Origin of the sequence: Allobosea sp. ASV33 (genome assembly GCF_016428755.1) — a bacterium.
Taxonomy (GTDB): domain Bacteria; phylum Pseudomonadota; class Alphaproteobacteria; order Rhizobiales; family Beijerinckiaceae; genus Allobosea.
The window spans coordinates 129,677-153,777 of the sequence record NZ_JAELTI010000001.1; the positions used below are offsets into that span (position 1 = coordinate 129,677).

At 63.7% G+C, this 24,101-nt stretch carries 22 protein-coding genes and 2 pseudogenes; 19 read left to right on the plus strand and 5 right to left on the minus strand.

The window, feature by feature from the left end:
* Positions 1-18: 18 nt before the first annotated feature.
* From JHD80_RS00600 to JHD80_RS00630, 7 genes and pseudogenes are all read left to right on the plus strand, one after another.
* Positions 19-342 carry a hypothetical protein gene (locus JHD80_RS00600; protein ID WP_199084416.1) on the plus strand — a complete coding sequence of 108 codons (324 nt, stop codon included), beginning with the start codon at positions 19-21 and terminating at the stop codon, positions 340-342.
* Positions 343-423: 81 nt separating this feature from the next.
* Positions 424-618: a hypothetical protein gene (locus JHD80_RS00605; protein ID WP_199084417.1), complete on the plus strand. Its 195-nt coding sequence runs from the start codon at positions 424-426 to the stop codon at positions 616-618.
* An 827-nt stretch (positions 619-1,445) separates the two neighbouring features.
* Positions 1,446-1,687, plus strand: a pseudogene (locus tag JHD80_RS00610) (hypothetical protein); the annotation flags it as partial.
* Between the two features lie 213 nt (positions 1,688-1,900).
* Positions 1,901-2,386 carry a Csu type fimbrial protein gene (locus JHD80_RS00615; RefSeq protein WP_199084418.1) on the plus strand — a complete coding sequence of 162 codons (486 nt, stop codon included), beginning with the start codon at positions 1,901-1,903 and terminating at the stop codon, positions 2,384-2,386.
* Between the two features lie 118 nt (positions 2,387-2,504).
* Positions 2,505-3,221: a fimbrial biogenesis chaperone gene (locus JHD80_RS00620; protein WP_199084419.1), complete on the plus strand. Its 717-nt coding sequence runs from the start codon at positions 2,505-2,507 to the stop codon at positions 3,219-3,221.
* 4 nt (positions 3,222-3,225) lie between these two features.
* Positions 3,226-5,655, plus strand: a complete 2,430-nt coding sequence (locus JHD80_RS00625; RefSeq protein ID WP_199084420.1) for a fimbria/pilus outer membrane usher protein — start codon at positions 3,226-3,228, stop codon at positions 5,653-5,655.
* Positions 5,646-6,623, plus strand: coding sequence for a Csu type fimbrial protein (locus tag JHD80_RS00630; RefSeq protein WP_282568341.1), 978 nt, complete (start codon positions 5,646-5,648; stop codon positions 6,621-6,623). The genes JHD80_RS00625 and JHD80_RS00630 overlap by 10 nt, the downstream gene beginning before the upstream one ends.
* Before the next feature lie 205 nt (positions 6,624-6,828).
* On the opposite strand, the pseudogene JHD80_RS00635 reads toward JHD80_RS00630, so the two are convergent.
* From JHD80_RS00635 to JHD80_RS00645, 3 genes and pseudogenes are all read right to left on the minus strand, one after another.
* A pseudogene (locus tag JHD80_RS00635) lies at positions 6,829-8,215 on the minus strand (IS1182 family transposase).
* A 113-nt stretch (positions 8,216-8,328) separates the two neighbouring features.
* Positions 8,329-8,667 (minus strand): hypothetical protein, encoded by a 339-nt coding sequence (locus JHD80_RS00640; RefSeq protein ID WP_199084422.1) that lies wholly within the window; start codon positions 8,665-8,667, stop codon positions 8,329-8,331.
* 502 nt (positions 8,668-9,169) lie between these two features.
* Positions 9,170-9,946 (minus strand): response regulator transcription factor, encoded by a 777-nt coding sequence (locus tag JHD80_RS00645; RefSeq protein ID WP_199084423.1) that lies wholly within the window; start codon positions 9,944-9,946, stop codon positions 9,170-9,172.
* 30 nt (positions 9,947-9,976) lie between these two features.
* On the opposite strand from JHD80_RS00645, the gene JHD80_RS00650 reads away from it, so the two are divergent.
* The 12 genes from JHD80_RS00650 to JHD80_RS00705 all read left to right on the plus strand — a co-directional run bounded on the left by JHD80_RS00650 (position 9,977) and on the right by JHD80_RS00705 (position 21,881).
* Positions 9,977-12,091: a sensor histidine kinase gene (locus JHD80_RS00650; protein ID WP_199084424.1), complete on the plus strand. Its 2,115-nt coding sequence runs from the start codon at positions 9,977-9,979 to the stop codon at positions 12,089-12,091.
* Positions 12,092-12,607: 516 nt separating this feature from the next.
* Complete coding sequence (locus JHD80_RS00655) at positions 12,608-12,796, plus strand: hypothetical protein (RefSeq protein WP_199084425.1); 189 nt, start codon at positions 12,608-12,610, stop codon at positions 12,794-12,796.
* Between the two features lie 92 nt (positions 12,797-12,888).
* Positions 12,889-13,158 (plus strand): hypothetical protein, encoded by a 270-nt coding sequence (locus JHD80_RS00660; protein ID WP_199084426.1) that lies wholly within the window; start codon positions 12,889-12,891, stop codon positions 13,156-13,158.
* 49 nt (positions 13,159-13,207) lie between these two features.
* Entirely contained in the window at positions 13,208-14,458 is a 1,251-nt protein-coding gene (locus tag JHD80_RS00665) for an NHLP bacteriocin system secretion protein (protein WP_199084427.1), read from the plus strand.
* A 14-nt stretch (positions 14,459-14,472) separates the two neighbouring features.
* Positions 14,473-16,635, plus strand: coding sequence for an NHLP family bacteriocin export ABC transporter peptidase/permease/ATPase subunit (locus JHD80_RS00670; RefSeq protein WP_349237183.1), 2,163 nt, complete (start codon positions 14,473-14,475; stop codon positions 16,633-16,635).
* Positions 16,625-19,498, plus strand: a complete 2,874-nt coding sequence (locus JHD80_RS00675; protein ID WP_199084429.1) for an NHLP bacteriocin export ABC transporter permease/ATPase subunit — start codon at positions 16,625-16,627, stop codon at positions 19,496-19,498. Before JHD80_RS00670 ends, JHD80_RS00675 begins: the two co-directional genes overlap by 11 nt.
* 50 nt (positions 19,499-19,548) lie before the next feature.
* Positions 19,549-19,794: a hypothetical protein gene (locus JHD80_RS00680; RefSeq protein WP_199084430.1), complete on the plus strand. Its 246-nt coding sequence runs from the start codon at positions 19,549-19,551 to the stop codon at positions 19,792-19,794.
* Positions 19,795-19,826: 32 nt separating this feature from the next.
* Entirely contained in the window at positions 19,827-20,027 is a 201-nt protein-coding gene (locus JHD80_RS00685; protein WP_199084431.1) for a hypothetical protein, read from the plus strand.
* Positions 20,020-20,502, plus strand: a complete 483-nt coding sequence (locus JHD80_RS00690; RefSeq protein WP_199084432.1) for a hypothetical protein — start codon at positions 20,020-20,022, stop codon at positions 20,500-20,502. The genes JHD80_RS00685 and JHD80_RS00690 overlap by 8 nt, the downstream gene beginning before the upstream one ends.
* A 51-nt stretch (positions 20,503-20,553) precedes the next feature.
* Entirely contained in the window at positions 20,554-21,042 is a 489-nt protein-coding gene (locus JHD80_RS00695) for a hypothetical protein (protein WP_199084433.1), read from the plus strand.
* Positions 21,043-21,235: 193 nt separating this feature from the next.
* A complete protein-coding gene (locus tag JHD80_RS00700) occupies positions 21,236-21,454 on the plus strand; it encodes a hypothetical protein (protein WP_199084434.1) in 219 nt (72 codons plus the stop codon).
* A 235-nt stretch (positions 21,455-21,689) separates the two neighbouring features.
* A complete protein-coding gene (locus JHD80_RS00705) occupies positions 21,690-21,881 on the plus strand; it encodes a hypothetical protein (RefSeq protein WP_199084435.1) in 192 nt (63 codons plus the stop codon).
* 248 nt (positions 21,882-22,129) lie between these two features.
* Here the strand turns inward: JHD80_RS00705 and JHD80_RS00710 are convergent, their stop codons facing one another.
* Complete coding sequence (locus JHD80_RS00710; RefSeq protein ID WP_199084436.1) at positions 22,130-23,800, minus strand: FAD-dependent oxidoreductase; 1,671 nt, start codon at positions 23,798-23,800, stop codon at positions 22,130-22,132.
* Between the two features lie 68 nt (positions 23,801-23,868).
* Positions 23,869-24,101, minus strand: a 233-nt coding sequence (locus tag JHD80_RS00715) for a cupin domain-containing protein (protein ID WP_465246487.1), incomplete at its 5' end; no start/stop codon positions are given.

Genomic DNA, 24,101 nt, shown 5'->3' on the forward strand with positions numbered 1-24,101 from the left:
ATTTTCAAGGAGTTTCCCATGAGTTCCGTTCCATCGCCAAAATCAATGATGGCTGCGAATCGCGGCCCGACAGTATTTTTCGAGCATGCTGTAGCGATGAGTTGCACGAACGGAGTGTACTGTCTCACGCTCGCCGCCGGCAGCCCTATTCCGCTTCAAGACGGGCGCCTCGGCCAGGAGCTCATCGGCGTGGGCCAAATTCACGGCACCCGTCATGCGTTGACGGAGCTACGCATCGCAATCGATCGTATCCTGAACGTCAAGCTGCCACATGAGCTGGACCCGCATGGTGAAGGCTCCGGGCGAAGCAGGATGGGCAGCGAGACCAGTCCGAAGCACTAGGCGGCAAACTCAAGAGAGGGCTTTGCGGCTGCCCCTTCAATTGGAGCAGCCGCAATACCTCGCAGCGTAAGGAGCTGAGCCATGATCGATGCCTGGCCTCCGGTGCCAATTCCCTATCGGCCGCCGATTGAAGTACTGATCAGCGACGTCGACAGGCTGATCGATAGGGTTACCGGGTTCGACCCACTCAGTGCAGCGCTGCTTTGCCTCGTCAGAAGAGAGCTGGCGACTCGTAAGGAACGCGAAAATAACGCGGAGGACACTTCTTCTTCATAAGAAGCTACCCCCACCGGAGAGACCCAAAAATTGCGTCCCGCAGCCACGCTGCGAACCGCGCCGGAGTTTAACGGCCGCTCTCAGGCAAGTCATCACCTAAAAGTTGCAATTGCGGAATATGCAATTAGTGATAGAAGCGCATTGCCCGCAGTTGGTCTCCGATTTTGCCTAATGTTGCGCGGGCAGGGCTGATACGCAAGCCGGAGGGGGCGCATCAGGTAGTTGCGGGGCGCCGCGGCTACACTACCACCATGCTTGGTATGTTCCTGATCTGGACAAGCATTTGATCCAGAACGCAGGGTGAGTTGCAAGTGACGCGTCCGCTACAGCAATTCGATTTCGAGAGCATCGACCGCGGCGATGCTCCGTTCCTTTGAGACTGGTCAGACCTTCCCGAGCAGAGCAGCGTGTGCGCGTCGGCATCAAGCGCGCACGCGCTTCGCGCCTGCTAGCATCGCGTGATCTACAGGCCGCACTTGTCGATGGCTGGTCAAGCGTAGAGCCGCCGTCATGGGGCATCCGGGCACTATAGTTTTACTTCTTGAGCACCACCCCACTTAGAGGTCCTGAAGCGATACATTTCACCAGCAGGAATGGCTTCAAAATCGCCATCTGGCAGAAGGGCGACCAGCGCTCGCCTCATCTGAAGCCCACTCTGCGGACGCAAGGGCCAGTTTGTCATGGCGACCAAAATCAGGGGAGTAATGGAACGTGAAAGGCTCCGATCTCGGCGGAGCAGGAAGCACCCATGGGCCTCAAAGGTTTCCGATGGGTCGTCCTTCGAGTTTCTTTCGGAACAATTCTACGTCCGGCGGTGTACTGGCATTATGCCGCTGCATTGGTTTTCATCACCGGTCTATATTGCGACGCCGATCCGCTTCGAGCATTTCCAGAACGGCAAGGGGATCAAGCGGATCGCGCGGGAACTCGGCGTCGCGCGCGGTACGGTCCGCAAGTGCTTCGCTCCGGGGCGACCGAGTTCGTGCAGAAGCGCGAGGTCAAACCGCGTCGGAAGCCGGGATCCTGGGTCGATACGCTGGCTGCGATCCTTGAGGCCGAAGACCGGTTGCTCAGCCCGATCCGAGCGCCATTTTGATTGGCCTCTCTTGGTTAGATTGAAGCGAGGCATCGACCGAATGCCCGCTTGAGCGAAATTGAGCCCTTCGTTGGCCAGCACGCATAAGCACGCAAAAGTTGTATATTTAATACCTCGTTAACCATCGCGGCGTAAGCTTCGGCTACATATCTACCTGCCTATCCATCAGGTATGGGAGCCTAACTCATGGCAATAACTCGCCTCACGTTCGGCCTAATTGTTTCTGCTTTCGTATTCACTCAAGCAAATGCCGCAACGTCGGTAGGAAATTTTCAAGTTCAGATCAATATACAGGCGACTTGCATTTTCGTCGCCGCTTCGGATTTGAATTTTGGAAATGCTGGCGTTCTATCTGCAAGTGTGGACTCGACGAGTACTATCAGTGTCCAGTGCACAACGACTACTCCATACACGATCGGCCTCAACCAGGGCGTGAACGGAAGCTCGGTGACGACCCGGCAGATGGCAGGGGCGGGTGGGCTGATCAACTACTCGATTTTCCGCGATGCTGGCCGCACGCAGAACTGGGGAACCACGGCGGGCAGCGATACCGTTGCAGGCGTCGGGAACGGCGCGGCCCAGAACTACACCGTCTACGGTCGCGTCCCCGCCCAGACCACTCCGGCGCCCGCGCTCTACACCGACACGATCACGGTGACGGTTACCTACTGACTAGCGACGGCCAGCGCCGCTAGCCTCCGACGATCGCCTTGAATGCAACCGGGAGGTTGGACGGCACTGCCCGCGCAGCGCCGATCGCCTCCGCCTTGCCGGGATAGGAGGAAAACAGATGAGGAGCGCAGCAATCGGTGTGGCCCTTACGGGCCTCGCTGCCGGAACGGTGGATGCGGCGTCCCTGCAGGTGGCGCCAGTGTTGCTGGATCTTCCTGCGCCGGGAAACACGGCGACGATCACCCTGCGCAACACCGATGTCGAGCCGATCACGGCGCAGCTTCGCGTCTTTCGCTGGACCCAGCGCGATGGGGCGGAACGGCTGGAGCCGACGGACGACGTGGTGGCAAGTCCGCCTGTCGTGCAGCTTCGCTCCCGCCAAGATTACACGGTGCGCGTCGTCCGGTTGGCGGGCAGTTCCGGTGGCGGCGAAGCGGCCTTCAGGCTGGTCGTCGATGAACTACCCAAGCCGAACCGAACGCCGGGGACCGTTGCTCTCGTCATGCGTCATGTCGTTCCCGTCTTTTTCACCGATCGCGCCGCATCGCCGGCGTCGGTAACGTGGCTAGCCCGCCGGCAAGGCAAGACTATCACGATCGACGCCGCAAATAGCGGCGACCGCCGGGTCCGGCTGGCCGCTGTGACGGTTCGCGACGAGTCCGGAAAGGTATTGGCAGCCAACAAGGGCTTGCTCGGCTATTCCCTCGGCCGCTCCGCGATGCAGTGGGTTCTTCCCGTCCAGCCAGCGTCGAAATCGGGCGCTCGTTTCACGATTTCCGGGATGACGGAGGCAGGTCCGTTCAATGCAACGTTGCCGATGTCAGCGGGCCGGTAGGCTCATGACGCTGGCGCTGGTGCTGGGATCGGCATGCTGGGCAATCGTCCCTGCGCGCGGTGAAGACGCGCCGAGTCGAAGCCTGCATCTGGACGTTTTGCTCGACGGTCAGGCGATCGGCCTGATCGGCACATTCCGGCAAAATCAGCGTGGTGACATTCTTGCGGCCCGCAAGGAGCTTGAGGAGCTCGGGGTCAAGGTTCCAGGAAGCGTCAAGGTCGAGGACGAGGTGTCGCTTGGTGCGATTCCGGGCCTGAGCTTCGCCTATGACGAAGCCACGCAGCGGATCGATATCAAGCTGCCATCAGGTGGCCGGCTGCCCAAGACCTACGATGCGCAGCCTGCCAGCGCCCCGGGACCTGCCCCGGAGCGTAGCAGCACGGGCGCGGTGCTCAACTACACGCTGTTCGGGGCGTCACAGGACAAGCAGTTCCGCGATTTCTGGCGCTATCCCACGCTTTCGGCGACAGTCGATGCAAGGCTTTTCAGCCCGGTCGGCGTGTTCTCGCAGACCGGTATCCTGAGCGATCAGTCGCTGGCCGGCGGCGCTGCGGAAGCTCTGCGCCTCGAGACGACATGGACCTACTCGGACCCCGGCAGCCTGGTGACCTATCGCGCTGGCGATCTGATATCGAGCGGCTTGGCCTGGACCCGGCCCGTTCGCCTCGGCGGCTTGCAGGCCCAACGCAATTTCGGACTGCGCCCGGACCTGATCACGCTTCCGCTTCCCAGCGTCACCGGCTCGGCAGCTGTGCCCTCCACGGTCGACGTCCTGGTCAACGGAACCAAGACCATCTCGCAGGATGTGGGCAGCGGGCCGTTCCGCATCACCAACATTCCCATTCTCACGGGCAATGGGAATGCCAGCGTCGTCGTCCGAGATGCTTCGGGGCGCCAGAGCGAAACGAGTCTGCCTTTCGTCGTTTCGAGCAATTTGCTTCGTCCCGGGCTCTTCGATTTTTCGGCAGAACTCGGCATGCCGCGCCTGCAATACGGCCTGCGCTCCAGCATCTATGACGAGGGCATCGCCGGATCGGCGAGCGGGCGCTACGGGGTGACCGACACGATGACGGTCGTCGCTCACGCCGAAGGGGCGCAGGGGCTGGGCATGAGCAGCGTGGGTGGGGTTTTCGGGCTCGGCCAGTATGGTGTGCTGACTGCGGCAGGCGCCGGGAGCTGGCGCGACGGGCAGCTCGGCGGCCAATCCTACCTCTCGTTCGAGACACAGGCTTGGGGCATCTCCTTAAAAGCTGCATCCCAGAGAACATTCGCTGCCTATCGGGACCTCGCCTCCGTCACCGGAGCCCCGTTCACCGGCCTGAGCAACGGCTTTGGCGACTACGTTGCCTCCGCAACATCTTCGGCACTGAGCGGGAGCAACTGGGAGCGGATGCTTCTGCCGCCGCGCGCGCTCGACAGGATCTCAATCGGCCTGCCGGTACCGGCTCTCGGAGGAGCCGTCAGCCTCGGCTTCGCCCATATGAAGCCCGTGCTGGGCCGCTCCAACCGCATCATCAATGCGAGCTATACCCGACCGCTCTGGGGCGGGGGCTCCTTCTACGCGACCTTCTATACGGATTTGGCAGACCGTAATTCCGCAGGCGTTTTCGCTGGCCTATCCTTTCCGTTCGGCACGAACATCACCTCTTCGGCAGGCGCTAATCGCGTGGGATCACGTTGGTCGGTGGCCGCCGATGTCGTCAAGCCTGTCGACCAGGATATCGGCAGCGTCGGCTGGCGCATACGCGACGTGGAGGGGCAAGGCGATCAGAAGCGGCGCTCGGCTTCGATTGCCTATCGCGGCAGCGCGGGGCTGCTTGAGGCCGGCGTCACACAAGGCGCTACGGGTTTCTCGGGCACGCTACAGCTCGATGGCGCGGTCGCCATGGCTGGAGGCAGCGTCTTCGCCGCCAACCGGATCGACGATGCCTTCGCCGTGGCAAAGGTAGGAGCTCCCGATGTGGACGTGCTTTTCGAGAACAGGGTGATTGGCAGAACCAACGCATCCGGCAATGCGCTCATCCCGACGCTGCGGTCCTATCAGCCGAACAAGATATCGATCGATCCGCGTGGTCTCCCGGTCGACGCTGTGTCGGAAACCACGGTCGAGATACGCGCTCCCTCCGATCGCGCCGGCGTGGTCGTCGATTTCGGCGTTCGATCGACGAGCAATTCGGCGATCGTCATCCTTCAGGATGCCGCCGGCCGTCCGATCCAGGTCGGGGCGACAGGTGCCCTTCAGCCGGGCCTGAAGGGCACCAGCGCAGCCGCCCCAGAATTCACCGTCGGCTATGACGGCAGGGCCTTCATCGAGAACCTCGCCGCGGACAATGAGATCGTCGTGCAGCTGGGGACGGGGATTTGCAGAGCTCACTTTGCCTTTACACCACGAGCCAAAGCTCAGGTTTCGATCGGACCGGTGCGATGCAACTAGTTCTCCGCCTTCTGACATTCTGCGTGTGGGCCGCGCTGCTAGGGGCCTCAGGCGTACTGGTCAGCGCGCCGGCAAAGGCACAATCCTGTTCGTTGAGCATCACCCCGCTAGTCTTCGGGAACATCGATGTCACCGCAAACGCCCAGGTGAACGCAACGGCGACGGCGACAGTCTCCTGCACCGGGTCGGCGCTTCTGCCGGTCGGGGTCTGCATTGAACTGGGGCCTGGAACCGGCGGCGGCACCAGCGCGGCGAACCGCGCGCTGGTGAACGGCGCCAATCTGCTGAACTACGGCTTGTTCTCCGACGCGGCTGCCAGTGTGCCATGGGGGTCAAGTGCCTGGCCTGCAGGGGGAGCTTCGGCAGTCGGCTTCAACCTGACCTTGTCCGGATCCGGCACCGGTAGCCGGAGCATCACGATTTTCGGTCGCATCTATAGCGGCCAGGCCACGGCGGCGCCCGTGCCCTATACCAGCACTTTCTCGGGAATCGACGCCCGGATCCGCTACGGGCTGCTGTCCTTTCTGCTCGGTTGCGATCTCTTGACCGTGACGCAGTCGACGAGCTTTACGGTCAGCGCGAACGTGCCGGCGACCTGCAGGGTCACCACGAGTGATCTCAACTTCGGGTCCGTAGGCGTGCTGAGCGCGCCGCATGATGCCTTCACGAACCTGGCGCCGACTTGCACGAATGGCACCCCTTACCAGATCGGCCTCGATGGCGGATTGTCGGGAGCTGCGAACCCAACCCTGAGGCGAATGACGAAGGGATCGGAAATCGTTACCTACGGGCTTTATCGCAATACCGCGCGCAGCCTGCCTTTCGGAAACACGCTCGGCGTCGACACATTAGCAGGCATGGGCACGGGTCTGGCGCAGACGACCCTCGTCTACGGACGCGTGCCCGCCCAGGTCACGCCCTCGCCGGGTGCGTATACCGACACAATTCAGGCAATTATAACCTATTGAATGCCGAAGGTTGCTTCAAGAAAACTCTCCAAGACATCGGATTCTAACGTAGTCGTTCGCATGTCCTGTTTATCTCGATGGCATATTTCCCGGAAAAGCTGAGACAGGAAGTGGACTGCTTTCGTGCTGCGCCGATACCGTTGAAAAAGTCGGTGTGCGAGTGAGGCGTTCGCGAACTCGATTTGCCTGCGGGCGCGTTCGCCCTTCACGCGGCCCTCATCTGCGGTCCGTTGGGCAGGAGCTTGGCGAGCTTCCTGAGGTTCTGGGCTGCTGCTGCGAGGTGGAACTCGTCGCTGGCGCCATTGAGGCCGCGTAGTCGTAGCCGGTCGAGCCGCAGGATGCGCTTGAGATGGGCGAAGAGCATCTCGACCTTCTTCCGCTCTCGCCGCGAGACGACGTAGGCGTCGGTCTGTGCGATGTCTCTGGCCATGTCGCGGGAGCCCTCGTGGATCGAGCGCAGGATTTTTGCGGGCCGGCGTGTTGCGGCAGCACCGCGGCTTCAGCGAGCAGGCGTCGCAGGCAAATTTGCTGGCGTGATAGCGCATCAGGCCGTTCTCATCGACGAGCAGGCGCTCGGTTCGATAGACCTTCTGGCGCTGCCTCAGCTCCTTCCCGCCCGGGCAGATGTAGAGATCGCGGGCGTGATCATAGGCGAAGTCGGAGCGGCTGAAGGTGCCGTCGCTGCGCTGGGATTTGTCGAAGACTGGGATATGTGGCTCGATCCCGCGCCCGTGCACCAGCCAGGCGAGGTTCTCGGCCGAGCCGTAGGCGCTATCGGCGGCGAGCCTGGCTGGCCAGAAGCCGAAGCGCTCCTGCGTCCGGTCGATCATGGTGCGGGCTGAGCCGACCTCGGCCTGGCGGATGGCGCGGCTGGCCTCGACATCGACGATGACGGCATGGTCGAGATCGATCAGATAGTTGGTGGCGTAGGCGAAGAAGGCATGGCCCTTCAGGGCTCCGGTCCATTGCGCCGCCGGATCGGAGCGCGAGACGAACTTCGGCTTCGCCTCGCTGGCCGCACCCCAGGCGGCTTCATCGAGCGTATCCAGATACTCGCGGACCGAGCGACGTGTCCGGGCGAGATCGTTCTAGTCGACGATCTCCGAAGCTTCGGCCGAGCACTGCTTGTTGGCGTCCGCCCTGATCAGGCTGGCATCGACCGCGAAGCCCTCGCCGCCGACGAGACCCTCCGCGATGCAGCGCCGGACGGTCGTCTCGAACAGCTCGCGCAGGAGGTTGCTCTCACGGAAGCGGCCATGCCGGTTCTTCGAGAAGGTCGAGTGATCCGGGACGTCGCCTTAGAGCCCGAGCCGGCAGAACCCGCGATAGGCGAGGTTCAGATGCACCTCCTCGCGCAGGCGCCGCTCCGAGCGGATGCCAAAGCAATAGCCGATGAGCAGCATCCGGATCATCAACTCCGGATCGATCGAGGGACGCCCTATCTCGCTGTAGAATGGTCGCAGATGCGCGCGGATATCGGAGAGATCGACGAACCGATCGATGGAGCGGACCCAATGATCGGCCGGGACGTGCCGCTCCAGGCTGAACTCGTAGAACAACGCCTCCTGCGCCACCTGCCGTTCGCCCATCATCGCGCCGCCCTCCGCTCAGGGAAGACTGAATCAGGACTTCACGTCCCCAGCAATGCCGACTTTTTCAACGACATCGACCCATAACGGACATCGGCCAGGTAAGCCTTGCAAACTCACAGTTCCGGAAATTTGATATCCCTCTGACTGTGGGTGGTGACGCCTTCTGGATCGGGTCGCGCGCCGCACTTCTTGTGTACGAGGCGGCGTGCGATGTCGTCGAGGCGGTCGCTGTCCATGACGCCGGGAAGCAAGCCCCACGGAATGTAGAAGAGGCACTGTAGCCCGGCGCGATCTTTTGCACCTTTTCGCACGATCTTTTGCATTTTACAGCGATTAAGCGGGAATTGGCGGGGGCGGCTAACGTCCGCAAACGACCCAAGCCGGATCTCGCCGTTATAGGACGTGCACATCTCCCGACACAGGATGCCCGACCCGCTGGTCAGGGTCTTCAACGCCGGGACCCAAACTGCACCGGCCATCGGTTAGGTAGGTGAAAAAGAAGCCGTCGGGGCGGTATAGCGACCATTGTTCCTCGTTGCCGGATGCATACTGATACCCCGAAGTCAGAGCAGCCACTCGCGGTCGTTTTGCGTCGTTGGCCAGCGCCCGCTGTTGGGCAATACCTTGAGACGGCTCACGCACAGGCGCGAACGCAGAGCGTCAATAGCTGCCCTTGGAGCCTTGCCTGGACCCTGACATTCTTCTGAGCCCTCCAAACTGGACCGCTGTGAGCTGGGGCGCATGCGTTGTTTCCCGTGCGCGTGGGAGTTGGTCGTACAGCTGAAAGATGCGGCTCGACGCCGACTGCCGCGGACGAGACTGCGGCTGAAATGCGTCGTGTCCGGACACGGCGGATCTATGAGCGGGACCGACGGGATCGCGATGCGGTCCCTGTGACGGCGGAAGGGTACGACGAGCCGCGCGACCCGAGCGATGATGAGGGGCCGGACTGCCTCAGACAATGCCTATCGGCCTGACCAGTCTGACGCCCGCGCCGTGAACAACTTGCAAGGGAGATTCCATTCCTGCCGTTTTTAGCTTGGAGCGCAGGCGCGCCAGAAGTGCGTCGAAACGCCGGCTTTCGGGGTCGATCCGGGCGTGGCCGAACAGGCCCATGATCAGATCCCGCGAAACCGTCTCGTCCGGACGCGCCGCCAGATGCTCGAGCAGGACCACCTCCCGAACTGAAAGCTTCACCGATCTGGTGTCCGGAGAACACAGCGTTTGCGTCTGCCGATCGAGGCGCCAAGCTGTACCTTCAGGCGCCGCGATGGCGGCGCCCCCTCGTGCGTTTGCGGTTTCGTCCGATCGTCGGCGCATACGTCGTCCGAGATTGAGGATCGCCAACGCGAGCTCCTCGGTGTCGACGGGCTTGGTGAGATAGAGGTCGGCCCCTTCGGCATAGCCGCGCACGCGATCTTCGCGCCCAGTGCGCGCGGTCAACAAAATGATGCCCATCTCCGGCTGCGCAGCCAGGTCCCTGGCCAGTTCGAACCCGCTGACGTCCGGCAGGTTGACGTCCAGGACCGCGATGTCATAGCGCTCATTCCGCAGCGCCTTATAGAAAGCGATGCCGGACGGCGCCTCCGTTACGCGCAGGTTTCGCAGTCTTAGGTAGTCGGCGAGGCTCTGACGGAGATCGTGATCATCCTCCACGAGAATGATTTTGAAATCTTGCGAGACCTCCTGCGTAGTACCTTCCGGGCCGACCATCGCTTCCGCCATCATCATGTGCACGCACTCCATCGCGACGAGATTCCGTTGACGCCTCCGCCCCGATTCGCGTCCGACGAAGCAGTACCGCAAGGTGCAAACCTTGATGCTGCCGCGGCCTTCCGAACGCAACACAGCCAGCTCCGGCTTTGTTTCGCCATGCTGGCGGCACTGTTCGTCTTCGGCAGCATGCATCTGGCCTGGGCGGCTGAACCTCGTCCCGTATCCGCGTCCCTACCCGCACTGAACGGCACGATTTCCGTCCTGTCCGATCCCGCTTCGACACTGTCGCTGGCGGGGGTACTCGATCCGACCAAGCAGGCCGAGTTTCGACCGATCCGGGGGGCGAGTGTCAACTTCGGCTTCATCCAGACCCCCGTCTGGATCCGGCTGGAATTGCCCGGCCGGATGTCCGGGGAGGCGATCCTCTCGCTCTCGCCGAACTTTCTCGACCATGTCGACATCTACACGGCCGCGCCGGACGCCCCACTCTCTGCCGAGCGGTTTACCCGGCACGAGATGGGAGACCGCCGCCCGCTGCCGCGGGACGGCATTTCAGCGCTCGACTATGCGGTTCGTCTCGATTTTGCCGAGGGCGCGACGACGCGCGTCTTCATTCGTATCTTGAACAACAATACGGCGACCTATCTGCAACTGCAGCTGGGTTCGGCCGAGGATCACGCCGCCAGGGTCGCCATGAACGCGAGCCTGTATGGTGCGTGGCTCGGCGGCATGGGCGTTCTGCTGGTGACGCAGCTCGTCTTCTTCTTCTTCGACAGGAAGTCGCAGTATCCGCTGCTGGCGATCAGCACGCTCGGCATCATGCTGATCTATATGGGCAATCTCGGCTATAGCCGGCTTTATCTCTTCCCCGACAACGGCGCCGCCAACGACGCCTTTCTCGGCTTCAATGCCTGGGCCGGCCTTACGGCCAGCGCGATCGCCTACATGCACATCCTCGATCTGCGCCGTCGGGCGCCGCTTGTGCATCGCCTGTATCAGGGAGCTGCTCTCGCCGGGCTTGTGGGCGTGGGCTTCGCCTTCGCCGGCAAGAACATGATCTTCGGGCCGATCGGTTCAGTGCTGGTTATTGTCATGGCCTGTGTGAACATGGTGCAGGGTGTGCGGCAATGGAGCGAGGAAGGAGCTGCAAGCCGGCTCAGGGGCGCGGCCTTCGCGGCGCTTTGCCTCGGTGCCTTCCTCACGATGGCGCAGCGCCTCGGGAGTGAATGGCTTCCGCATTGGACCGTCCACAGCTACGGGATCGCCGGCCTCTTTCTGACGATCCTGTTGACGGGGGCTCTGGCGGTGCGGCTTCGGGATGCGGAGGCGCTGACCAAGCGGATGAAGGACGAGGCGCTGCGGCATGCGCAGCTCGCGGAAAACATCGCCTCTGGCCTTGTCGAGGAGAGGACGCGCGAGCTGGTCGACGCCAGACGTATCGCCGAGGAGGCGCTACGCCTCGAAAAGCAGTCCCAGCTCCAGCAGGTCCGCTTCCTCGAAGTGGTTTCGCACCAGTACAGGACGCCGCTCGCCGCCATCCGCTCGAGCATCGACAGTATCGAGCTCGGCCTGCCGCGGAACGACGGCGCCAACCGCGGCCGAATCGAGCGCATCCGCAGAGCTATCGCGCGGCTCGTCGAGATGCTGGAGATCAATCTCGCCCGCAGCCGGGTGCAGGGACCGTCCTTCCGTCCCCGGATCGTCCGCACCAATGCCGGCGCCCTCATTGCCGCCGCGCATCAGCGCGCCTGCGACCTGCTCAGCGGCCCGACGATCAGACTGTTGCTCGAGCCGCGGGCCGCGCAGGCGTCGATCGCCGCCGATGAGGGCATGATGGAGCTCGTGGTCGTCAATCTGCTGGAAAACGCCGTCAAATTCACCGCATTGAAAGGCAGCGAGCCGATCGAGCTCGCCTTGGCCATGGCGGGAGATGAAGTGACCATCACAGTCACGGATCGCGGCTGTGGCATCCCGGCCTCCGAGCTTCCCGGGGCCTTCGCTCTGGGAGCTCGCGGGCGCCATTCGGAGGCCGTCGAAGGATCTGGCCTCGGCCTCTTCCTCGTGAAGAAGATCGTCACCGCCCATGACGGCCGGGTTTCGATCGAGAGTCGCGAAGGCGAAGGAACGACGGTGCGGATCAACCTGCCGACCGCGTCCTGACCAGGCATCGATCCGAAAGACGGGCGCGACGAAGTCGCTCCATCGATGTGCCAAAATTGACACATTTATTGCTTGCCTTCAAAAAACAACGCGCAGTCGAGGCAATTCGTTACATCGCGTTACAACTCGAAAGACCCGTTACAATTTCGAGTATTGATCGCGATGGACGTCCGTAGCAAGCGTCATCTCTCCATCGAGCATGATGGAACATGCGGGCTTGAGATACGACAACGTGCCGTCTGAGGGTATGGCTCTGGCTCGAAGGTGAGTTGAAGCCCGTGCGGCGTTAGTTGTTTTCGCCTTGTCTTTCGGGGTGCCCGGCTTGCTAAATTGCCGCCCCCGACACCGTCTTCGTAAGTATTATCAATTTTCTATAAATATATATTTCTCGCATATCTGATTTTCTAACGTAAAATTCAGTGCCATTTTTCGGAATTAATAATTTCGAAATAGATTTCCTCTATAAATCCACTCGATCAGGGCGGCATTGCCCCGATGAATCGCGTGGGACATCGAATGGCCGGCTGGAATTACGATTCATTCGACGATATGCGGCCGATGACGCTTCAAATTCGGATCGTCGCTATCCATCGAAATGCGGCTGCGACGGTCGTTCCGGCGGCGATCGCGACCGGAACCATATTGGCGGGCGCAGCGGTCATCGTGGGGGCAGAGGCGCCACGATCGCTGACGCGGCCGATTTGATTTCCGACGCGGTGTCCTGATCCCGCGCGGGCCAAAGGCGCCAGCCTCATCTTAAACCCGAACACGCAGCAACCAAGCCGGAGACTCGATCGATGAGCAATGATGACATCCGTGACAACGCTTCTGTTCCGCAGCCGTCGTGCTCCGACGTGAAGCTCAGCGAGCAGGAACTCGAAGCCGTGAACGGCGCCGGTATCGACAATGCGTTCAAGGGTGCCGTCACGGGCGGCCTGAGCCTTGCTGGCGTCGGTGCCATGTGCGGCCCCGTCGGGGCCGGAGTGCTGGGCGCCGTTGGCGTGATCGGCGGGGCGATCATGGGAGCATTCGCGCCGGACTCCGATGGTCCGGTCAGCGGTCAATAGCCGTCATTTAGGTCACCTTGTTCGACCCTTCATTCAGAGACAACGCGACATGACGGCGGCTCTCTACCGCAAGGAAGCGCTCGACCATCTCGCGGGCCCTGATCGGCTCGACGAGATGGTGCGGGTCACCTCTCCGCATGGCTGGGCGGCGCTGGGCACGGCGCTGGTGATCGTGGCAGGCTGCCTCGGCTGGTCGATCCTCGGCAGCTATCGCACCACCGTCAGCGGCCAGGGCCTGCTCGTACCGGCGGGAGGCGCCTTCGTCAGCGTCTACGCTCCCAAGGCTGGATGGCTCGACAGCTATCGTCAGCGCGGCGACAAGGTGAAGAAGGGCGATCTGATCGCCCGCCTCAGCGCACCCGAGGACGCCGCTCGTCTCGCCGACGTCGATAGTCGCGTCACTCAGCTCACGGCACAGCGCGATGCGCTTGCTGTGCAGATCGAGGACCGCATCCGCAAGGAGACGATCGCTGCCCAGCGCAAGCGCGAGGCCCTGCAGGAGACGGTCGATCTGGGGGAATCCCGGATGGACGCGCTCAACACCTTGCTCGGTCAGCGTGAGTCGCTCCTGTCCAAGGGGCTGATGCCCTCCGACCGGATCATCGAAACCCGCGAGAGGTTGTTCGCTGCGCGGGAATCGATCTCGCGGGCGCGAACCGAGCTGCTCTCGCTCGACGCCTCGCTCCAGACCCTGCGTCACCAGACCGACCAGGAGCGCGCCGCGCTCGATCGCCAGTTGCGCGACGCCGAGGGGCAGCGCGCCCAGACCCATCTGAGCGAGAACCTGGCGACCAATATCGTCGCCCGTTCCGACGGCACCATCACCACCAACGAGGCCGGCGACCACGCGCTGGTCAGCGCCGGCCAGAAGCTGATGGTGATCGAGCAGGGCGGGCCCCGGCTCGACGCGCTGCTCTATGTGCCCGCCGACAGCGGCAAGGAGGTGAAACTCGGCATGGAGGTGCGCCTGTCGCCCTCCACGGCCAAGAAGGAGGAATACGGCTCGCTGATCGGCACGGTCATCCAGGTCGACGACAGCCCCGAAAACGAATCGGCGCTGGCCCATCGCCTCGGCAACCCCGATCTCGCCCGGCTCTTCACTCGCGCCGGACCGCCGCTCCAGCTCGTCGTCCGGATCAATCCGGGTTCCAACGGCCCTGATAGTTACGCCTGGACCTCCAGGCGCGGCGAGCAAGTCGAACTCGCCTCGACCACGCTTCTAGAAGGCCAGGTGACCGTGAAGTCGGGCCGGCCAATCAGCTTGTTCATTCCGGCGCTGCGCCGCTTCGTCGGCCTATGAGCAAGGTGCCTCCCGTGCGTTTTCCGCAAACCGGCCGCAAGTCGGTCCCGACCATCCTGCAGATGGAGGCCGTCGAATGCGGAGCGGCTTGCCTTGCCATGGTCCTGGCTCATCACGGCAAATGGGTGCCGCTCGAGGAACTGCGCGTCACCTGTGGCGTCTCGCGCGACGGCAGCAAGGCGAAGAACCTGGTCCAGGCTGCGCGCCGCTACGGCCTTGTGGCCGAGGGCTGGCGTACGGAGCCGGCCAACCTCGCCGGCAAGCAACTGCCGGCGATCCTGTTCTGGGAGTTCAATCATTTCGTCGTGCTGGAAGGGATCGGCCGCAAGCTCGTCTATCTCAACGATCCCGCCAGCGGCCCGCGCACGGTCACGCATGAGGAATTCAATCGCGGCTTCACCGGCGTGATGCTGACCATGGCGCCAGGCCCGGAGTTCCGCCCTTCGGGTGCGCGGACGAATGTCTGGGGCGCGGTGCGCGACCAGCTCGCGCCTTCGCGCGGCGCCGTCGTCTTCCTGGTGCTGGCCGGCATGGCCGCGCTTGTGCCCGGCGTCTTCGTTCCGGCGGCGACGAAGGTCTTCGTCGACGACATCCTCGTCCGCCACTTGACGGACTGGATGCGGCCGCTGCTGCTCGGCCTCGCCTGTGCCGCCCTGCTCGGCGGGCTCTTGAGCTGGCTGCAAGGCTATTTCCTCGCGCGCCTGCAATGGAAGCTCGGCGTTTCGCTGGGCCTCAAGCTGACATGGCACCTGTTGCGGCTCTCGCCGAGCTTCTTCGCACAGCGCTATGCGGGCGACATCGCGAGCCGGCTCGCGACAACGGAGCGGGCCTGCGACCTGATCGGCAGCCAAGTCTCGGCCATGCTGGTGACCGGACTCGCGGCCCTCTTCTACGGCATGCTCATGGCGGTCTACGATCCGGTGCTTGCCGGCATCGGTCTGGTGCTCGCCCTGTTCAACGCGGTATTCGCCCGCCTGATCGCGAGGCGGCAGGAGAACGCCGCCCGCACCGTCATGCGCGAGCAGTCGGCGCTGGGCAGCCTTTCCATCAGTGGCATCCAGTCGATCGAGACCCTGAAGGCGACCGCCTCCGAGCACGATTTCCTGAACCGTTGGGCCAATGCCCAGGCCCGCACCATGAATGCGGTGCACCGCTCGCAATTGCCCCTCCAACTCCTCGATCTGATCCCGCGCGCGCTCGGCGCGCTGACGATGGCCGCGATCCTCGGCGTCGGCGGCTGGCGCGCCATGGAGGGGCTGATCACGGTCGGGACGCTCGCGGCGTTCCAGACCGTATTGTCGAGCTTCCTGTCGCAGGTCAGCGGGCTCGTCGGTGTCGCCTCGGGCATGCGCGAATTGCGGGTGGCGATGGAGCGTGTCGACGACGTGCTGCGCTATCCGCTCGACCGGCGCCTGGACACGCAATCCACGGAAACGGCCGAGGCCGCACCGCGCCGCCTCTCCGGCGCGGTCGAGATCACCGATCTCGCCTATGGCTACAATCCGCTCGATCCGCCGCTGGTCGAAGGCTTTTCGCTGACGGTCGCGCCGGGCGCGCGCATCGCACTCGTAGGCCCTTCCGGCAGCGGCAAGTCGACGATCGCGCGGCTCATCGTCGGGCTGGCCGATCCATGGACGGGCAAAATCGCCTTCGACGGACGGCCGGCGGACCGGATCCTGCCGGGCGTCCGCGCCGCCTCGATCGCCTATGTCGAGCAGTCCGTCGTCCTGATGGAAGGCACCGTCCGCGAGAATCTGACGCTCTGGGACCAGCGGGTGAGCGAGCGGGCGATCGTCGAGGCCGCCCGCGATGCCGGGCTGCACGACACCATCGCCGCGCGCCCCGGTGGCTACGACGCCCCAGTCAGCGAGGGCGGCAGCAACTGGTCGGGCGGGCAGGCCCAGCGCCTGGAGATCGCGAGGGCGCTGGTCGGGGAGCCGAGCATCCTCGTGCTCGACGAGGCGACCTCGGCGCTCGACGCCACGACCGAAGCAGCGATCCTCGACAATCTGAGGCGCCGTGGCTGCACCATCATCCTGGTCACCCATCGCCTCAGCGCCATCCGCGATTGCGACGAAATCCTCGTGCTCGACCGTGGGCGGATCGTCCAGCGCGGATCGCACGAGGCGCTCTATCGCCAAGCGGGCACCTATGGGGAGCTGATCCGTGCTGCATGAAGCTCCCCATCGCATCGCCGCCTCCGGGAGCGCTGCCGTCGACTCCGGCGCGGCCATGCCCGTCGCGACCACCGGCCTGCGGGTCGATGTCGGCTCGGCCGATCTCTACCTCGACTGGCCCGGTCAGGCGGGACGCCGCCGCCGTCTGGCGACTCTCGGTAGCCATGACATCGCGCTGCCGTTGTCCTTGACGGAGGCCACGTCGCCGATACCGAAAGAGGCGCGGCTCCTCGCTTTCCCAGCGCCCGGATCGCGGTTGTCGACTTTCGCGATCGAGACTTTTCTGGCCAGCCTCGATAGTGGCGATGCCGCCGCGATCACCGCCGCGGAAAGCTGGGTCGAGCGCACGGCACGCGCAGCAGGCGAGCCCTTGGCGGGAACCTCCGTCCTGCTCGGCGATGGGGACGGCACGCTCGAGCCGGGTTGCGTCGCGCGGCCGGCACAGGGCCTGCTCTGGGTCGCGGCCGGGGACGCGACGCTGGTGACCGACCTGCCAGGAGCCGGCCCGGTTCTCCCCGGAATGCCGGCGGTTCCCGTGACCTCCGGCGGTATCGTCGTTGAACGCACCAGCGCGATCAACTGCCGCACGAGCGCGGCGCTGGCCGCAGAAGGCGGTCTTGCGCGCGCGCTGCTCGGACATCACGAACGGATCACCCGTGCGCTCGCCTTCTCGGAGGCGAGCCGGGAAGACGCCGAGATCGCCCGCATCGGCGGCAAGGCGGCCCGCGACCGAACCATTCTGGCCGCGACCGTCGCGCCGCTTCTGCCTCCTGCCGCCGGCGGCGCGCTGCCCGGTGCCTCGCTCGCATCGGCATTCCGCACCGTCGCCGAAGCCAGCGCAGTGTCCCTGCCTTCCGCGCCGCCGCCCGAGGCAGGCGAGGATGAGGGTCTGGGGACCGAACGGCAGCTCGCCGACCTCGCCGCCTGGGCTGGCGTACGGACCCGTCGTATCCGGCTGGAACCGGGCTGGTGGCGCCGGGGCGGGCAATCGATCCTCGGCTTCCGCCGCGAGGACGGCAGGCCGGTCGCTCTGATCGCCGGAACCGGCTGGCGGGGCGGCTACCGCATCCGCGAGGCAGGTCGGGACCTGCCCGTCGATGCGGGCACGGCCGCAGCCCTGGTCGACCACGGTCATGTGCTGCAGCGCTGCCTTCCGGATACGGCGATCGACGGCGCCGGGTTGCTGCGCTTCGCCGCGCCGCTCGCCTGGCCAAGTTTGATGGCCATCCTGATCATCGGGCTCGCCGGCAGCCTGCTCGGCCTAGTGACGCCGATGGCGACGGAGATCCTGTTCGAGACGGTGATCCCGGCCGCCTCGCATCCCGAACTGCTCCAGCTTACCGTCGGCATCGCGGCGCTCGGTCTCGGCGGCATCGCCTTCGAGCTCGTGCGCGGCTTTCTGGTGCTGCGGCTCGCCACGCTCCTGAACACCGATCTCGAAGGCGCGGTATGGGACCGGCTCCTGCGCCTGCCAGCCGGCTTCTTCCGGAACCATGCCGCGGGCGATCTCGCCCTGCGTGCCGCGGCGATCAACCAGATGCGTGACGCCGTCAGCGGCACGGCGGTCAGCTCCCTGCTCTCGGCAGTCTTCTCGGTCTCCAGCCTCGCCCTGATCCTCTATTACGAATGGCGGCTCGCCCTGGTTGCGATCGGCCTGGTCGTCATCCAGCTCGTCGTCATGGTCGTGGTCAATCTGCGGATGCTCGCCTGGAAGCGGCGCGCTCTGGAGACGGAAGGCCGGCTGCAGGCCCTGGCGCTGCAACTGATCCAGGGTATCGCCAAGCTGAAGGTTGCGGGCGCCGAGGCCCGGGCCTTCGCCCGCTGGTCGCCGCTCTTCATCGCGCGGCGGGCTCTAGGCTTCCGCCAGAGCGGGCTTTCATCCGGTTTCTCGGCCTTCGGAACGGCATTCGGCATCGCTTCGGCCGCCCTGCTGATCGGGATCGTCGGTCTCGGCGGCATCGAGATCGGCATCGGCCGCTTCGTCGCCTTCAACGCCGCCTACGGCCAGTTCATGTCGGCGACCCTGTCGCTGGGCAGCGTTTTGCCAGCCTTGCTGTCGCTGAAGCCGCTCTATGGCCGCGCCGCGCCGCTGCTCGCGGCTTCGCCTGAAAACACGGGCAGGCGCGGCGCGCTGCACGATCTGCGCGGCGGCATCGAGGTCAACGACGTGGTCTTCCGCTATCGCGGCGACGGCCCCGCCGTTCTCGACGGAGTGTCGATCAGGATCAGGCCAGGCGAATTCGTCGGCATCGTCGGCACCTCCGGCTCCGGCAAATCGACGCTGATGCGCATCCTGCTCGGCTTTGAGACGCCGGAAAGCGGCTCGGTCTTCTTCGATGATCAGGAGCTGAGCAGTCTCGATCTGCGCGCGCTGCGCCGGCAGATGGGTGTCGTGCTCCAGTCCAGCCGCGCCACGGGCGGCACTGTCCTGGACAACATCCTCAACGGGGCTGCGCTGGCGGAGACGGATGCCTGGGAGGCGGCGCGCCTCGCGGGGCTGGAGGCCGACATCCGCGCCATGCCGATGGGAATGCACACCTTCGTCGGCGAGGACGGGACGCTTCTCTCAGGCGGCCAGCGCCAGCGCCTTCTGATCGCCCGCGCGGTGGTGCGCCGGCCGAGGATCCTGCTCTTCGACGAAGCGACCAGCGCTCTGGACAACCGCACCCAGCAGATCGTCTCCGAAGGGCTGGAATGGCTCGACGCCACCCGCGTCGTCATCGCGCATCGCCTGTCCACTATCCAGCACGCCGACCGCATCTATGTGCTGCAGGGCGGGCGGGTTGCCGAGGAGGGAAGCTATCGCGAGCTGCTCGAGCGCGGCGGATTGTTCGCCCAAATGGCGCTCAGGCAGGTCGCGTGAACCAGGCATCCGCCGGACCGAAACGCAGCAAACCACAGAAGGAACCCGACATGACGGATAGCAGCAACCGCAAGCTCGACGAGACCGAGCTCGACCAGGTGCACGGCGCAGGAACCGGCGGGCATTGGGACCATAGCGGCAAGAGTTCCATGTGGGTGACCACCGTGCCCGGCGACGCCCATGGCTTCTTCGGGGCGAGCGAGAACAGAAGCTCCGTACGGCCGGACGGCAATGGCGGCTTTATCCGCTGGGACCGGGCCAATAGCTGCGAAGCCCCGGCGATCCGCAGGGTCTGAGCCGGTGGCGCCGATCGCCGATGGAGAAGACCATGGATAACGAAAAAGCCAGGATCGGCGAACAGCGCATGGATCTCAAGCTGTCCGACGACGATCTGGAGGCGGCGGTGGGCGGCGTCGGTCAAGCGCGCGGGTCCGTCAATATCGAGGCCCTGGCGCACAAATACGCCGTACGCGATCCGCTCTATCGCACTGCCAATGTCAAACTTGCAACCGAGGTAGAACATGACTGAAGCTGTCGAGAAGTTCCAAAACCACATCCGCTCCATCGCCGACGACCAGCAGCAGCTGGAGCGCTTTTTCACGGAGGTGAAAACGCCGGACGATCTTGTCGCCTATGCCGCCGATGCCGGCTGCCCGCTCGACAAGCTCGAGGCCGACAACCTGTTCGAGCAAGGGCAGGCCGCCTATAACCAGATGCAGAGTCAGCTGAGCGACGATGATCTGGACAAGGTGGTGGGCGGCATCAGCTTCGCGGCCATCGGCGTCGGCGTCGGCGCGGCGCTCGGCATCGCGGCCATTACTGTTTTCACGGCAGGAATCGGGACCAGTTTCATGGCCGCGACGGTGGCCGCCGGTTACACGACATGGGGCACCATAGCCGCCGGCACGCTAGTGAACGGTGGTGCGATGGCATTTTCGGGGGCCGTGGTAGGCGGTGGCGCCGGCTTGGTCGTCGACAAGGTTGTCAGTGCGGTCAAGTCGTAAAGCTCTGTCCCTATAACTGATATTGTCTTCTTCTGTGAAGGATAACCGTTCATGACAGCACAAGCAATGACTTCAGACAGCCCTCGCTTTATTCAATTCCAGGGCGTTCTTTCCAAGCTCGCCTCCGATCCCGATGAGGCAAGGCAATTCGCTTCAACCGTCAATAATCCGGAGACGTTCGCTTTCTATCTTTCCAAGAAAGGGATCGCCGTCAATTCAAGCGAGGCGGAGACCGTCTACGGAGCTCTGCACAAGCTCGCTGCGACGCTGCCAGAGCAGGGGCCGGCCGAAGAGCGGCCGCTCCAGGACAATGAACTGAGCGAAGTGGTCGGCGGTGGATGGGGCTGGGTCGCGATCGGCGCGGTCGCGGGGCTTGCCCTTGGCGCGGTGACGGGCGGTGTTGGTCTCGCACTTGCCGGCGCAGCTTTCGAAGTGGTCGGCACCGCCACGCTCGGTGCCGTCGGAGGCGGGCTTGTGGGTGCCGGCAGCGGCGCTGCGGTTGGCGGCATCGCCCAGACTATAAAAAGCGCGCTTTCGTAAGAGGCGTATATAAAACAAACGAGAGCGGCTCGTGCCGCTCTCGTTACTTGTTTCTTGGCCGAGATACCTACGGCACGCTGTGATTCCGCCGATAGATCAAAACTCTCGCGGTCTCTGAAAGGTTTCGCAAGCCAGCCTTGGTATGACTGCCCAGAACAGGATGGCCAAGCACGGTCGAGCGGGGAGTAGGCAGATGGATATCGAACAGAAGGATATCGCGCTGGATGACAAGGCGCTGGAGGCCGTGAATGGCGCGGGCTTGGGCGATGCTCTGAAGCGCGTCGGGGAATCGGTGATTACCGACTTGAAGAACGGAGCAGAGATCGGCGGCAGGGGCCCCGCCCAGGTGATCGGTTCCGCAGTCGGAGCCTACGTTGGTCTGATTAAGGGCATCAAGAACGAGATCTTCTGACGCAACAGCTACTCTCATCTTCCGATATCAAGCTCCGTCAGCTCCGGCTGGGGGAGCATTTTTGTTTCAGTAAGACGTTTCGGTACCGGGTGATGATGGGGCTCGTTTCCACAGCACGCTGCAATGCCGCCGATCCCGAAATTCGAGCTTTCTCCGTAAAGGTTTCGCAAGCCGATCCTGATAGAGCATCCTCAGCCACAGAATGGACATGCACGGTCGAGCGGGAAGCAGGCAGATGGATACCGAACATAAGGATATCGCGCTGGATGACGCCACGCTGGACGCCGTGAATGGCGGCGGAATCATAACTGAGCGCACCCTTGTCGATCCGACGCCGTTCGTGCGCATCGGCAAGGCTTTGAGCGAGATGGGCGGCCTGCTCAAAGACCGCTTCTTCGGCAGCCACCTCGTCCATTACGAGGATTGACGAAGAAGGTCGGTTCCGCGGCGGCGACGTCAGCGTTCTGCGCTAATGGCAGAACGCGCGATGAGCCGACATCCATGCCTTGACGAAAACCGGACATTCGTCGGGCTTTGTTGGCTACGCTTCCTTCACCGCCGGTTTGCCCTGGCCGCCCACGGAATGCCAACGAGCACGTCAAAGGCACCTAGACCGGCGATAGCGTCAACCAGGAGCCCCTGGTGGCGGACGCGGCGACCGCGGTAGTAGGGGTGCTATCGAACGACATCGGCTAGGTAGCCATGAATCTGGGCCACCACTGCTGCTCCCTCTCCGACGGCCGCGGCGACGCGTTTAGTCGATCCTGCCCTCACGTCGCCGATTGCAAAGACACCAGCCTTGTCGGTTTCCAGCGTTCGCAGGACTTCTCCGGCTATCGCGGTATCCCGCGTCAGGCCCGTTCCCGTCTTCACGAAGCCACCATGATCGACGCCGACGCAGTTCGCCAGCCAGTCGGTGTTTGGTTCGGCCCCAATGAACAAGAATAGGTGTCGCAGCGTGCGATGATGTGTGGCTCGAGTCGTGCGGTTACCGAATGTGGCGCCCGTCAGACCAAGCTGTTTGCTTCCCTCGAGAGAAAGCACTTCCGTCTCCGGGTGGATCTCGACATTTGGTAACGCTGCAATCCGATCGATCAGATACCGCGACATCGTCGCTTCGAGATCGCGACGGCGGATCACCAGGTGAAGGCGTTTCACCTTGGGGGCCAAGTATACCACCGCCTGCCCGGCAGAGTTCCCCCCGCCGACCAACGCAACCTCTTCACCTTCGCAAAGGCGCGCTTCGACAGGCGAGGCCCAGTAGGAGACGCCATTTCCTTCGAACGCGTCGAGGTTTGCGATATCCGGCCGGCGGTACCTCGCGCCCGCAGCTATCACAACTGTCCTAGCCTGGATGCCAATGCCGTTCGAGAGGGACAGTCGTTTGATCCTGCTGTCGTGGCAATCGAGTTCGGTTACGGCCAGGGGAATAGCGATCTCGGCGCCAAATTTCTGAGCTTGATTATAGGCACGTCCGGCAAGGGCCTGGCCTGATATGCCGGTCGGAAAGCCTAGGTAGTTCTCGATCCGTGCCGAGGCGCCAGCTTGGCCCCCAAAGGCGCGCTGATCGAGCACCAGAACGCTCAAGCCCTCCGATGCCGCATAGACGGCCGCGGCCAACCCGGCCGGCCCGGACCCTACGATGGCAGTGTCGTAGATCTTGGTCGGATCGAGCTCGGGCGTCATTCCGAGGCAGACCCCGGCTTCCGCATTGCTGGGGTGCTTCAAGACAGTGCCGACCGGGCAGATCATCAGGGGAAGATCGTCCGTATGCAGCCCCAGCCGCTCTACGATGATGGGCCCGTCGCCGCCGTCTTCCGCGTCGATCGTGGTGTAGGGATAGCCGTTGCGGGACAGGAACCCCTGCAAGCGCACGAGCTCGCTCTCTCCCGTTCGTCCGATCAGCACCGATCCCGCCGAACCCCCTTCGATCAGCCCGACCCGGCGCAGGATCAGCGCGCGCATGACGATTTCGCCGAGATCGGCCGAACCGATGATCAGAGCCCGTAGGTGCGCCGCATCCAGTGGCAGCGCCAGACACCCCCCTGCCCCCGCCTTGCCTGCGGCCAATGAGCCACGCCCCGCAAGCTGGCTGACTTCACCCGTAAATTGTCCGATGCCGTGAACAGTGATGGGATTCTCGCGCCCGAGGCCATCGCGGCGCACGACTTCGATCGCACCGTCCAGAACCATCCATACCGGTGCATGGTGGTCGCCGACGTCAAAGATCAATTCGTGGGGTTGAAACCGGCGCGCGGGCCCACTGGCAAACCTCCTGAACGTTGCAATCTGTTCCGCAACGAGCACCGGGAACATCTGGTAGCCGCGTGTCTCGATCAGGCTCATCTCAAATTCCGATCGATCATGTGAGGAATGCAGGCCGCCGTCGACATGTAGGCCGACAAGACTTGCGCTCAGTGTGGGATGGAACCGGACAGTATGAAGCGCGCCCGATGCGGAAGCGTCATTGCCACATCACGAGGCAAACCGAGATTCGTTGCAAGCACGTCAACCGGGTTAGCGGCGAGCCAGGCTGAGAGGTCGTTCGCCTCATAATGCCCATTGTTGAACCCGATGAGGACGCGCAACACCGTCGATCCGGTGTTGCGGATGTAATGCCCGGCGCCCATCGGAGCATAGCCAATGT